General features: G+C 43.1%; 8 protein-coding genes. 3 read left to right on the top strand and 5 right to left on the bottom strand.

What is annotated here, in order from left to right; genetic code table 11:
- Window positions 1-70: 70 nt before the first annotated feature.
- Window positions 71-808 (bottom strand): winged helix-turn-helix transcriptional regulator, encoded by a 738-nt coding sequence (locus METLIM_RS11735; RefSeq protein WP_245543533.1) that lies wholly within the window; start codon window positions 806-808, stop codon window positions 71-73.
- 394 nt (window positions 809-1,202) lie between these two features.
- On the opposite strand from METLIM_RS11735, the gene METLIM_RS11740 reads away from it, so the two are divergent.
- Genes METLIM_RS11740 through METLIM_RS11750 form a run of 3 tightly spaced genes read left to right on the top strand, consistent with a single transcriptional unit; the run spans window position 1,203 to window position 5,581 of the window.
- Entirely contained in the window at window positions 1,203-2,708 is a 1,506-nt protein-coding gene (locus tag METLIM_RS11740; protein WP_004078671.1) for a hypothetical protein, read from the top strand.
- Between the two features lie 59 nt (window positions 2,709-2,767).
- On the top strand, window positions 2,768-4,189 hold the full coding sequence (locus METLIM_RS11745; RefSeq protein WP_157202305.1) for a hypothetical protein: 1,422 nt from the start codon (window positions 2,768-2,770) through the stop codon (window positions 4,187-4,189).
- 6 nt (window positions 4,190-4,195) lie between these two features.
- On the top strand, window positions 4,196-5,581 hold the full coding sequence (locus METLIM_RS11750) for a TolB family protein (RefSeq protein WP_004078673.1): 1,386 nt from the start codon (window positions 4,196-4,198) through the stop codon (window positions 5,579-5,581).
- 269 nt (window positions 5,582-5,850) lie between these two features.
- Here the strand turns inward: METLIM_RS11750 and METLIM_RS11755 are convergent, their stop codons facing one another.
- From METLIM_RS11755 to METLIM_RS11775, 4 genes are all read right to left on the bottom strand, one after another.
- A complete protein-coding gene (locus METLIM_RS11755; protein WP_157202306.1) occupies window positions 5,851-6,651 on the bottom strand; it encodes a hypothetical protein in 801 nt (266 codons plus the stop codon).
- Window positions 6,652-6,839: 188 nt separating this feature from the next.
- Window positions 6,840-12,122 (bottom strand): NosD domain-containing protein, encoded by a 5,283-nt coding sequence (locus tag METLIM_RS11760; RefSeq protein WP_004078674.1) that lies wholly within the window; start codon window positions 12,120-12,122, stop codon window positions 6,840-6,842.
- 829 nt (window positions 12,123-12,951) lie between these two features.
- A complete protein-coding gene (locus tag METLIM_RS11770) occupies window positions 12,952-13,368 on the bottom strand; it encodes a type II toxin-antitoxin system VapC family toxin (protein ID WP_004078678.1) in 417 nt (138 codons plus the stop codon).
- Complete coding sequence (locus METLIM_RS11775) at window positions 13,369-13,575, bottom strand: antitoxin VapB family protein (protein ID WP_157202307.1); 207 nt, start codon at window positions 13,573-13,575, stop codon at window positions 13,369-13,371.
- Between the last annotated feature and the right edge of the window lie 201 nt (window positions 13,576-13,776).

A 13,776-nucleotide genomic window follows, 5' to 3' on the forward strand; every position in this document is an offset into this window, starting at 1 on the left:
AAGAACAAGAGTCATATTATTTTTAAAAGCATATACAAATAAAGGTGAATCAATGTGAACAGCTATATCATTAAGCCGCCTTTTCTCCTCTCAAATCCTCCAGAACCTTCTCGGCAGAGCAGGAAAGGTGATAACTTACAACACGGCCTTCTTTACTGGGGAATACAACGCCTGAATCAGAAAGCCTCTTCATATGCCATGATGCTGTAGAACAGGTTGTTCTGATAATGGATGCAATATCATTTCTCGAAGAACCGGGGCATTGCAGAAGATATTCACAGATTATATAGTCGGTATCATTTCTGAGTGCTGCAAGCATTTCCATCTCATCACGCGAATACCGACCTGAATTTTCAAAATAAAAACCTCTTCTTTTCCTGATCAAAACGGCAATCCTGTGCTCACGTCTGAGCGTTCTCAGGTGGTATTCCAGTGTCCCCCTGTTTACTGACAGGTTTTTTTCAATTTCAGTAAAACACACACCGGGATTTCTAACAATATAATCATATATTCTACCCCTGAGTTCATGATCGAGAACTGTCTTCTTCTCAACACGCCGGAAATTTAAGGATAACATACCCATCCCTGCAATAATAATCTTTGCCGGAAGAATAAACACGGGAGAAATCAGGGTCAGCATAACCGCAAGGATTACAACCGGAGATACCTGCCAGAAATCAATTGCCAAAGGAGCCTTTGCTTCGCTTACAGGTGGTGCTTCATCCCAGTTCTGGACCGAATACTCCACGGTAACTGCTGATGCAGGATAAAATGAGATCAGCAGGACAGCTATAACCAGAATTTTCAAAACCCGTCTAAAGAAAAACCTCACAACTGATCATCCCTTTTTTAAATTAGTCGGTACTTTATATTAATATTCTGTGAGAGAAGTCAACACTTCGTAGCCGGATGATACAACCTGCATAAGACAGATTCCGGGGCCGCAAAAATACAGTCATTGCAGTTATATTTTTGACAAAATGCTACACAAAATTAATTCACAAATAATATATGACTATAAAATAAATGCTCTGAATAATATAGGAATTACACATAAAAGGTACAAATAACCTGACATCCGGTATAAAAAAACAAAAGTTCACTCAAATTTCCGGAAGACAGCAGTGTCATTCTGACGAAACCTCTCACAGAAATCACTTACATAAACCCGGATAATATCAACATTACCCAAAGGGTTCATTATGAAAAAAATAATTTACGGAAAAAACGGACCGAAATACGCAACTGCAGCTATATTAATGTTTATCCTCATAATATCGCCGTCAATTGCAGCAGAAGTGCTTACAATCGATCCGGTAGCCGTACCCCAGAAACCGGGAGGCGGCATTATTGAGCTTTCAGGAACAAGTTCGCTTTCACCGGGAACAGAACTTACATGGCTTTTTGCAAATGAAAACTCCCTCATTGCCGACAGTTATCCTGACAGTATGGACTGGCAGTATGAAAAAAAGGGTACGACAAATGTATTCAGGGGGGATGAAAACTCCAGGTGGATAGTGCAGCTGGACACAAAAGAACTCATTCCGGGATATTACAGCTTTGGAATAACAGGAAATGAAGCACTTGCCGAGAGGATAATAATATTTGATAACGAAAGCAGAGTCGCGGATAACCAAAAACTCTCCGAAATATCCCCTGATATTGATTACTATGCCAGCCCGAACTCCAAATTTGTTCCCGACAGATCATCTGAATTGCTGTCAGAGATGATCGAAATATTTGACTGCGATATGCCATCAGGACATATATCCTCAGAAGAACCGGTTGTAATCGGGAACAACATAAATATCGACTTTTTTACAATCCCTGCAAGATCAGCAGGCCTCTGGCTTTACAGTGCATTTCCGGACTGCAATTACAGATATTTCACATATACAGGCTCAGATTCATATTGCGGCAGATGTACAATTTCTTTCAACAGGGAGGTAACATCGGGCCTGACTCCGGGAGATTACTACATCTTCGTAGAAATTTCCGGAAGACACAGATCAGACCTGTTTAACGGAGATGAAGATGAGTATTATGATTATCTTACAACAACACCGGAACCAGGGGACATCCGGGACTGGTCAGACCCAAAAGAGCAGATCATAGAATCTCCCAGGTCATCAGTTGCACTCGAAGAGATTCTGAAAGCCAATGAAGAAGAGAGTAAATTCATGCGTTTTAAGATAAAAGTCATAGAGCCATGGATTAGTCTTGACGATACAGGAGATCTCTTCTCCGGTGAGGACATACTGGTATCCGGGAGGACCAATTTTGAGGAAAAAACAGTACTTACTGCTGAAATTCTGCCAACCGGAGATAATCCGATACAAAAAGACGGAGTATTAATCAGAGATATTGAAGTTAAAATAGATGAATTCGGAGATAAACGCTTTCAGACCTTATTTGACTCATCTGCCATTGTTCCCGGCGAATATATAATCAGAGTAAGTGACCGGGATTACAGGCTGGCAGAGGACAATGCAGTAATTGAAGTCATTGACAACATATACAACAGAGAGGAGAAAGAGGAAGAAACACTTATTGTTAAGTCATACAGCGTCGATCCGGTGTCAAAGACAGTGGTGAAACTTAATGAACCTGCAAAAAAAAGTCCGCTCCTGCCGGTTACCATCCTCACCGGAATAGTCTGTATTTTTATTGTTCTGTATTCTGCAACACTCAGAAGGAAGAGGAGATGAGCATCAGTCATTAGACGAAATCTCTCACAGAAATCACTTACATATAAATGCCGATTTACATGACTGACAGAGGTGATCTGATGAAAAACCTGATTCACAGAGTTAAATACAGAAATGCAGTATTTGCAGTATTATGCCTGGCACTGACAGCTCTGCCGGCCCTTGCAGGAGAAACAATTACAATAGACCCTGTAAACTATGCACTTGTCCAGACAGACAGCCTTATTATAACCGGAAATGCCGATTTTAAAGAGAAGTCTGTCCTGAATTTTGAGCTGAGCCTTGAGCAGAACTATGATGAGAATGGCAATCTGAAGGACGAGATGGACAAAGCGGGAGGGGCAACGCTGATAACTCCCGGATCAGATGCAAAATGGTCATTTAACATAGAACTGAAAGATAAAATGCCGGGATATTATCTGTTCAGTGCCTGGAAAGAGGGCAATGAGGAGAGGGTAACCAGACAGGTATTTATATCCCCCGCAATGGTTGAACTCGCAGGTTCTGCTGAAAGGAGCAAAATATCCGTACCTCTAACAGCACCCTTCGGGGACTATTATGACAATTACAGTTATATTACCCCAAATTCCGGAATAGAGTTCTATTTAAATCCGGACTTAGGTATATCTGAAGGTAGATTTGCAAAAGGTCAGGACCTTACCGTAACAGGCAAAGGCATTGCAGGCAATGACATCCTCATCTGGATGTACAAAAAAACATCCATCCCCGATATGACATATAGCAGTGGCCATATCATTCAGGCTGATGAAGATGGTAATATTTTAGATGAAAATATAATCATCTCCTCAGAAGATACAAAGGATCTGATGTCAGGTAAATGGATCATTTATGCTGTAAGCAGTAGTAATACAGGGATTTCAGAGCTGAAAAATAAGCTTGAATCCGGAACATTTCCCGATGAGGTCTTTTTAAGGTATGAACAGAACAGCCCGTATCAGAAATTCCCGATCCTGCTTGAAGAGCCGTGGATCAGGTTTGACCTGGATGATGAAGGTTTACTTCCGGATGCACTTTCAGGCTCTGTTGTTACTTTATCAGGCACAACCAATTTAAAACCCGGAACTGAATTTAATTTAGTTGCAGAACCTTCGGTCAATGGAAATTCCGGGCTTAAAAAAATTGTTGTCTCAGATATTTACGTTAAAGAGGATACACCATATTACACATGGACAACAAAAGTTGATGCAGCATCCTTTGGCCCCGGAGAATATATTGTAACTATTTATGATATAAACAAAAATGCAGAGATTGTCAACACCATGAACATATTTGACAGGACATATTTTGTGGACGGTGCCGAAGAGAATTCTCTGACTGTACAGTCATATGTTATTGACCCGGAGACAAAGGATATATCAGAGACTAACTCCCAAAAGAACAAAAGCCCCATATCTCCGGTCATAATTATTCAGGCAGTGCTTATTACAGGCATTGTGTGTCTTGCTCTTAGAAGGAAATGATTTGTTATGATGAAGAGAACTGCTGTCTGCCTGATTATCATCATATCTCTTCTGATTCCATCCGTTTTTGCACTTGAACTTCCCGAACCGGTGATAATTGCCAAGAGTGACTCTGCAAAGTACAACTCCGTTGCTTTTGACGGCACGACTGTTGCATGGATTGAATATGGGCTGAATGATGACAATACACTTTCAGGCTCAATTAAAAAATTTGATATTAATTCCGGCAGACAGGAAACAGTAATTGCCGATCCTTCCGGTAAATTCAGCCTTGAGATATCGGGTGACCGCTATGTCTGGTCTGACCAGAGGGGGATATTCTATTACGATGACTCGTCAAATCTGCTCACATACCTCTATTCCGTAAATAAACAGCATTCTCCCGTCATTGATGACAACATCATCGTATGGGAGGAGAAGACCAGAAATCACTCATTTCTCAGAATGTATGATGTCTCAACCGGAGAATACAGAGATGTAGTCGAAGAGAGTGAGCCAGGCCACAATTATTACCTGCCGGCAATTTCAGGTGACAGGCTTGTCTTTATAGATAAAAACACAGTAACTTCTGAAATCAGCCTTGTTTTCTGCAATCTTACCACAAAAAGTCTGACAGATGTCTCCGGGATGCCGTTTATTTATCAGCCGCCGGCCATTGACGGTGACGTTGTGGTCTGGGTCGGACGGTATAATGATAATTATTCCATCTGGATGTACAATATATCCTCCGGGGAAAAAAGACCGGTCGCTCCATCGGATGAATACCAGATGTACCCTGATATTTGCGGAAACAATATTGTATGGGGCTGCTATGGGCAGAGCGGACAGAATGTCAGAGATGGCGGAGACATCTGGCTATATGATATTGCCGCAGATGTATCTAAGATGATCTCGCCGGATGGTGAGAATCAGGACTTTCCAAGGGCCTCTGAGAATTATGTTGTCTGGACTGACAGGCACGGAAGTGCACATGATGTTTATCTCTTCAATATCCCCGGCAGTTCCGATATTATCTCTTATTCCGGCAGGAATACCGGTGTTCACTCATCCCCGACCCCTTTTCCGACACCCGATACAAAGGTAAGATATTACAGTAAAATTTCAGAGGGCAAAACCGAGTGGTACTCGTTAAGTCCCTCTGAAGAGAGTGACAGGATTTCTTTTGAGATTAGATGGAAAAATTCAGATGATGAAATTTCCCTCTCTGTAGTAAGTCCTGACAACTCAATCTGGCATTTTTCAGACGAAGATGATCTAAAGAATGATTCTGCTATCCGGATGACAGTCTCCGGGATTAACTCCGGATATTATACAAAGGGGGAGTGGACAATTGCAGTCACCGGAGATGTCATATCAGACAGTAATTCACATTATGACATCTGCTGGTATTAAAAGACCAGAAAAAGGGTTTTTTCTAATCTGAAATTTTGCATATTTTCGATATTATTCCGCTGTGACCTGACAATTTCTGAGAGTTCATCCCTTAGGATCATGCCATATGCTGATTGAACCAGACAGAGACATATTTATCCATCACCACCGGACAATAACATCCATTACAAATGAACAATATTAATCATTCCGGATGGAATACTTTTCTAAAAAAAAGAATTGGGCATTATACGCCCTTTGTGTTCATGAACTGACCTGATTTGTTCAGATTAATACTTCTTCCGGTGCAGTAAAATTCCGGCAGCGAAGAATACCCCGGAGATGACTGTCACCACCGGAAGCGGAGTTGCGGTAGATTCTGCCCTGGTGCTTTCAGGATTTAATGTCTCTTCCGGAATACCAGACGTTATTTCAGGTCCCGGTCCAAAAGGCAGGGTCTCTTCCGGAATTTCAGACGGAATCACAGGCTCCGGCCCAAGAGGCAGGGTATCATTGCCTAAAATCAGTTCCACCGGCAGTCCTCCGACTGCGAACCACCCGAATCCCGGCATCTCCGGCTTAAAGACTGCAAGGGAGTACCCGTCCTCACCTGCTGCATTAATAATCTCTGCACGCTCCCAGGTACCTTCCGGTTCATTATAATACCAGGCTGCAAGAAGCGAACTGTTGTTACTGTCCAGCCATTCCTTTGAGATCTTAGCTGTGTATGTCACCTCTGATAAGGTCTCCGGAGTGGTGTACTCAAGGGCGGCCTTTACATAATGCTGGACAATACCGTCCTGCGGCACACCCATGCCCTCATCCGGAGAGTCCATATTCTGTACTGTAACCCTTAACTTAGGAATATTATCTGCGGGAGTTATGCTCATCTCCGTGATGACTGTGCCCGACAGTTCGATTACAGAAGGCTTACCTGCCTTTAAGTCCTCTGCATATTTTATACATTCAGAGCTGCCGTCAGCTGTGATGTCATTAGATGTTTCTTCTGCCATAACCGGCTGAACTCCGGCTGTCAGACATAGTGCCAGTACCAGAAGTACTGCGGCTGCAAGGCGATTTATTCTCATCATTTCACCTGAATTATTTAACTTTGATTTTAAAGAATAAATAACCATTTAATACCCGGAAAAAAGATAAAATATATATCAGCGGATAAACCGGGGATATTTATGGGAAGTCTCCCGGAATATCACCCGCCGGTTACGCTTTTTTGCCGCAGCAGATATGAATATATCTGTAATTCTGCCCCATATCCTGTTTATTTCACCTGAAACCTCTTCTTATACAGGAAAACCCCGGCAGCCATGAATATTCCGGATACAACCACCAGCACAGAAAGGGGCGTTGCTGTGGGCACAGGCGTATCACCCTTCATACCTCCGGCTGGTTCTGCCGGTGTTGCAGTGGGAGATGCCGGAGTTACGGATTCTGCCGGTTCTTCAGACGTTATTTCAGGCCCCGGTCCAAAAGGCAGGGTTTCATTGCCTAAAATCAGTTCAGCCGGAATTCCTCCGGCTGCAAACCACCCGAATCCGGGCATCTCAGCTTCAAAGACTGTGAAAGTATAGCCGTCCTCTGCCCCGGTAACCAGGACCTCCGCCTTATTCCATACACCCGCTGATTCGTTGTAATACCATACTGCCGGGAGGGAACTGTTGTTATTATCCAGCCATTCCTTCGGGATCTTTGCTGTATATTCAACCTTCTCAAGCGATGAAGCAGTGGTATAGTAAAGAGTTGTCTTTATGTATTCAAAAACCCGTGCATCCTCTGGCACTCCCATGCCTGCACCCGGATAATTCATCTCCTCTGCGGTAATTCTTAAGTCAGAGATATCCTTTGCAGGAGTGATGGCAATCTCCGTAAAGGCCGTGCCGGTCAGAGCAGTTGCAGACACAGAACCTGCCTTCAGGTCATGCATGTCCTTTATGCAGACCGGATTATCGCCACTGCTGCTGTCAGAGGGTGATGGAGACGGAGTGAACCCTGCTATACCATATACAGAAAAGCCGTCTGTTTTAACCTGGAAGAGTGACTCAGTGCCGGAAACTCCGAGATAATCAGGCCTGATATTCTCAGATGAGCCGTCATCCTTCCACCGGATTATTGTAATCCTCTGCGGCCCTCCCATCGAGTCAACCCACGTTGTATTGACAGAGAAGTTTAAAACTGCCTCTTTTATTGCTGAACTGTTGTCAAATCCTGTTTTTGTAAAGTAAACAGTATAAGCAACCCCGGTCATCTCAGGGCAGGCAATGGAGAAGGCATTCCTGGCATCATCTGCACATCCGGAAGAAATTTCTGTTGTAAGACCTGCATTTCCGTTATACCCATCCATTGTAACCGAAACACCGACCGAGGCATTACCAAGTCCCTCACCCAAATCGGCATTCAGGGGCGGCTGCTCCATAGTCACGGATGTGACCTTCCCGGTGATATTGCCGCCGGACCTTCCGGGCGTCTCATTTGTCTTTATATTGATCCTTGTCCCGTCCGGTTTGTCAATAATGATGCCTGAACCTGTCGTTGTTACATTTCCTGCAAGGGTCTCATTTACCGTAATCATCTGTGAACCGTCAGGGAGAACCTCTGTCTTTGTGCCGTTAACCTCCGAAGATGCCTTCTCCGAGGCCTTTGGCTTTGGCGGTGCTGTGGTTACAAGAACCCTCTTTGTCTCTGACTTTGTAATCTTACTGCTGCTCCATACCGCCTCAAGTGTGACATTGTAATTTCCGGTCTTATCAAAGACAGCTGAAATACTCTCTTTGCTGTAGGTATTCACACTACCGTCCGGCATGGTGATGTACCAGTTCCAGGCTGTTACATCCGGAGAAAACTTCGTAATTTCTGCTGTGAAGTTTAGCGGAAGAGGGCCTGAACCTGTGCTCCAAAACTCCGGCACGTCTGAGAACTGATACCGGATGTACTCTTTATCTCCTGTTTTAACCGGAACAAGCATCCGGGGTGCATCGAAATAATTCTCAAGAGTTATATCAGCAGTGTAATTTCCGGGAGGAATATAATAACCGGCAGGCGATTTTCTGCCATATGAGTTTTTATCAAGCAGAATTTCCGCACCCAAAGGATCTGTTAAGACAAGAAGCGTGCCATACTCAGGGTTATAGTACAGCGTTCTTTCATCAGTTCCGACGGGGGTGTTGTCATTATCATATATTGAGCAGGTGTCGGAGTCACAGATGCCGTCAAGGTCAGCGTCAGTGCATGTCTGTGATATGCCTGTACCATCCGGTTCTGCCCACACATTTCCTCCGGCATACGGACTGCCTGTAATTGTAAACATCCTCCTCTCTGTGATGTTGAATAGAGCATTCCACTCAAAAGGTGAAGACTCCGTAGTCTTTGCAATGATATTCTCCCTGTTTAAGAGGAGATTGTCGTACCCCTCAAAATTATGGGAGTCACGGATAAATATCCCGTCACCACCGTATGCCCTGTTTAAGGCAATAACTGATGATTCAACAACTGTATTATTGGCAGAAATTAAGGAGATTCCGCCTCCTGCAAGTCTGGCCCGGTTTCCTGAGATGTTGCACCCGGAAATATATGAACTGTCAGTATTCAGGACTGCAATACCTCCGCCCGTATCTGCACGGTTATCTGTGATCTCCAAATCCAGAATGAGATAGGAAAAAGCCTCTGAAATCAAAATTTCTGAGCCGGAATCATCGGTGAAGAGATCCTCTTCATCTTCCCGGGGAGTTGTACTGATAAATCTGCCAATGCCTGCTGAATCTGCCGTATAGGGTGAGAACTCCATAATCTCCGGGAGATCATCGGCATCATCTCCCATTGCCGAAATATCGGTTATGAAAATCCCGCCTCCGCCGGTTATATTGGCATTTCCTGAAGCTGAATTGTCTGTAATTGTCCCTGATTCGATTAAAACCTCTCCCAAAACCGCTGCTATACCGCCGCCGCCTTTTCCTGCGGTGTTTTCGGAGATATAAGGGCCGGCAAATACCGAACTGCTGCCAAGTAAGAGTGCTGCTCCTCCAAATCCGGTAGCATTGTTCCCATTAAATTCTGAACCCAGGTTTATTGATTCTGAGAGTATCAGGCTTAATCCCCCGCCTGATTTTGCACTGTTATTCTCTATTCTGTTATTCAGCATTAAAGTTAAAGATAAGATTGTTTCAGCGGCACCTCCACGTTTAGCCCTGTTGCCGGAGAAGTCATTGTTGGTAATAAAAGCCAGATTGCCAACTGTTTTAACTGCACCGCCTGAGATTTCCGCACTGTTGCCGCAGAATGTATTGTTACTGATCAGCACAGGTTTTAATTCAGATTCATCGGTATTCAGAATATCAAAGGATGATAATTTATCTGAAAGATATTTCTCCTGAACACCGGAGATCAGATCTCCGGATAAGAACTCTGCAAGTTCGGCTTCGCTGACTGTAATCCGGCCCGTATATTCTGAGATCAGTTCATCAGCATCTAAGGTGTACAGGGATGATTTTTCATCCCCGAAAAATTCAGAGATACTTTCAGGACTGTTAATCTCACCCACGCCAATTATACCGCCCGGAATAAAGAGACCCCCTCCTCCGGAGAGCAGCGGAGTGCCGTTTCCTGCTGTATTTGAAGAGACTGTATTTTCAGATATTAAAAGTTCTGCTGCAATTCCACAGATTCCGCCACCTCCAAATCCTGCGTTGTTTTCTTCGATGGTATTATCTGTAATTTCAGTTTTTCCGGTTAATGCAACTATTCCGGCACCAAAAAGGGATGCGTTGTTCTCTGATATGGTGTTTTCCGAGATTATGGCTGAGCCTGATGCAATAATTACTCCGCCACCGGCCATGGTTGCATTGTTATTCTCAATTATATTTCCGCATATCTCCATCTCTGAATTAAAAGAGAGAATGCCGGCTCCCATATCGGCATAATTGCTTTCTAATCTGTTTCCGGATATTATTCCTTCTGACTCCAGTACTGCAACTCCGCCGCCGGCTACAGCCGGTGTGATGTTCTCAGCCGGAATGTTATCTCTGATTTCGTTGTTTTTCAGGGTTAGATCTTCACAGTACTGTGCATATATGCCGGCTCCTGTGTATGGGGTATAATCTTCCTGTTCTGTCCGGAGGTTGTCCAACCTGTTCATGTCTTCACCGGCAGGGATAACCGGGAACTGATCGATGACGGACAGGAGAACTTCTGTTATGGATGTATCTTCTGAGAGCAGATTTTCGGTATTGTCCGGAGCAGTGATTATATTATTCTCTACACGGCTCCCGCATACTGAAGAATTTACATTGATTAATGCAATTCCAGCACCTGATACTGCTTTATTTCCGGTAAAGTCCGAACCGCGGATTGTGTCAGCGCCGTATCTGCTCAGATATCCGCCTCCAAAATCTGCGGTATTGCCTGAAAAGTCGGTATCATAAACTTCTGTATCAGACATAAGGCTTACCAGTCCGCCTCCCGTATTTGCTGCACTGTTTGAGGTGATATCTGAGTAATAAACTGAGGATTCACTCATTGCCAGAACAACTCCTGCACCGTTTTCAGCAGTGTTTCCTGAAATATTGGTGTAATGGATCTCACATTCTGAGAATAATGAGAGTATTCCTCCACCGATTTCTCCGTTGTTCTGTATTATCCGGGAGTTGCGGATGTCTGCTTTCCCCGATATAACGGTGATGCCTGCACCTTCATAGCCCTCGTTTTCACAGACTGTTGCATTGCGGACATATACGGAACTGTTGACGATTAATATCCCTCCTCCTGCTGAGGCGTTATTGTTTCTAATCTCTGCTCCGCAGATCCACCCTTCAGCATTGTGAAATGTAATTCCTGCACCTATATATCCTGAATTGTCTCTGATTATGCACCGTTTAATTTCAGTCCCGCTGCTGTCGTGGACAAATACGGCACTTCCCGATATTTCATATTCGGAATCATCCCCGCTGCACCCTGTAATGACAAGTTTGCAGAGAATTATGTTATCTCCGGTTAATTCGGCCCCTGTTCCGTCTGGGTTTGAGATAACCGGATATTCTGAAGGGACGTCTGACTCCGACATGATTATAAGGTCAGGCACTGATGCAGAAAATCCCGGATATACGGCTCCGCCTGCATATGCGATAAGGATTGTATTTTTTTCTGAGGTGTTGCAGGCATCTGCGGCTGTCTGGATGTCCTGAAACGGCTTCTCCTTTGTCCCGTCTCCTCCTGCGGGGGCACCGGCATCTACATACCAGACTGTCCGGTTGTCGATGTAGGGAAGAGAATCACAGGAGTTTTTATCCTGACTGAAGGCCTGGACCTTCTCTATTCCTGTTTTATCTGCTCTGTCAGAATTTCCTGTGCATTCCTGATCAGCCGGCGGGAGCCGGGGGTTATTTCCGGAAGTTCTCTCCCGCACTTCTGTCTGTTCACCGGAATTTCCGGGCAGAAAACCCGGATTCGTTAGAATTTCCGGATTGCTGTATTCGTATTCCAGACCTTCTGTAGGGGATGTATTATCCCCTGCCGGCATTTCTGCAAACGCCGGCTGAATTAAAAATACCAGCATTAATGACGCCAGTATTAAAATTTTATATGATGTATTTCTGAACAACCTGAACACAACCTGAACACTATTGTAGATTTATTAATATAAATTAACAGTTGCTCCAGAGAGGGATTATAATTTCGGATAATTGTTCAGGATGGCTATGTCTTCCGGAAAGTCTGCCCGGAGTTTTATGTGCCGGCAGGATTGATTATTCTGTTATTGAAAATTTTTCAGATGCTATGAGAATGAGGGAAGATGCTGATTATGGATGTTTTTATAATGCTGAATCAGCTGAATTTGTGGTAAATGCTGCTGAGTGTGCACTCCGGACAGCTAATGACATTCTAAAATAAGATGAAATAGAGTAAATTCTAATCATTCAGGCATAACCGCTCTGACTGTCCCGGAGAAGGGTGCCGTTTTCAGCTGTAACATTAATGTGTATATTCACCCGTTCGCCCGGACTTTTGGTGCTTTTGGCTGAAACATATTTCTGTATGTCTGATTTTTTTAGGTTTTGAGATGCAGCCTTTAATGAATGGATAACAATGAAAAAAAATAAATTATCTGTCCATAACTATCATAATGAACCTGCAGATCCTTCCTGAACCAGGTGATGAGGGAGGATATACTATATGTGCCGCCTCTTCCGGGCTTCGCATAAGCGAAGGCGATAATAAAGAGGGAGCTTTTAATAATATCCGTGAAGCTATTGTAGCTCTATCCCGAGCCTGTTAAAGATGAGATGTTTCTAAGTGACAGAGCTGAGCAGATCGAGATGGCATTACAATATGGGGTAAAATGAAATATCTATATAAAATCACATTAATATTTACCAATACGGCTATTAAGGATATGGAATTACTTCCAGGTTAGGGACTCTTGAAAAATCCTTTACGTTTCTTGTCAGGACTTTTGCTCCATTGTAAAGGGCTATTGCTGCAATCAACTCATCAAAAGTCCCAATGTGATTACCATTTTTTTCAAGCATTGATGATAAGATTCCATATTCTGAATAATAATTTTCTTCAAAGCCGAGAACCACTATTTCTTCCATCAGGGTTCTTATAGCTTCAAGTTCCCTTTCCTTTTTCAGAGATTTGTATGCCCCCCTGTGCAGTTCAAAAATGTTGACAAATGTTGTTACACAGGGTTCACCAGAATTTAGAAGGTATTCAAATTTATTTAATATTGGTGAATTATTATTTTTCTTATTGCCGCATCTTATATAATCTACCAGGAAGGTGGTGTCGAGGATTATCATTCACTCGAGATCCTTTATTAACTGATCTGCATCTTCATCAGATATTGTCTTTCCTGATCTCTGAAATTCTCTATATGACTCCAATATACTTTTTCTTTTAGGTAATACTCTCAGAATAACACTCGTAAAACTTTCTTCATCTGATTGTTTCCATGTTTTAAGGCGCTCATATGCTTCTTCTGAAACGTTTATACTTTTAGTTCCCATATATTCACCTATAGTCATATTCAGCAATAAATGTTTCACAATTATCAATCAGAGAATATCTGAGGATTTAAATTTGAGAATGTGGATTAAAATCTGACAATATGGATTAAAATCTGACAATGTGAATTAAACTTTGACAATGTGGATTAAACTTTGACAATATGGATTAAAATCTGACAATGTGAATTAAAATCCGACAAT

The organism is Methanoplanus limicola DSM 2279 (assembly GCF_000243255.1).
Lineage (GTDB): Archaea > Halobacteriota > Methanomicrobia > Methanomicrobiales > Methanomicrobiaceae > Methanoplanus > Methanoplanus limicola.

Bases quoted from the DNA above. Each gene is read 5' to 3' on its own strand.
- METLIM_RS11740 (WP_004078671.1), top strand. From the start codon at position 1,203: ATGAAAAAAATAATTTACGGAAAAAACGGACCGAAATACGCAACTGCA.
- METLIM_RS11745 (WP_157202305.1), top strand. From the start codon at position 2,768: ATGACTGACAGAGGTGATCTGATGAAAAACCTGATTCACAGAGTTAAA.
- METLIM_RS11750 (WP_004078673.1), top strand. From the start codon at position 4,196: ATGATGAAGAGAACTGCTGTCTGCCTGATTATCATCATATCTCTTCTG.
- METLIM_RS11755 (WP_157202306.1), bottom strand. From the start codon at position 6,651: ATGATGAGAATAAATCGCCTTGCAGCCGCAGTACTTCTGGTACTGGCA.
- METLIM_RS11760 (WP_004078674.1), bottom strand. From the start codon at position 12,122: ATGCTGGTATTTTTAATTCAGCCGGCGTTTGCAGAAATGCCGGCAGGG.
- METLIM_RS11770 (WP_004078678.1), bottom strand. From the start codon at position 13,368: ATGATAATCCTCGACACCACCTTCCTGGTAGATTATATAAGATGCGGC.
- METLIM_RS11775 (WP_157202307.1), bottom strand. From the start codon at position 13,575: ATGGGAACTAAAAGTATAAACGTTTCAGAAGAAGCATATGAGCGCCTT.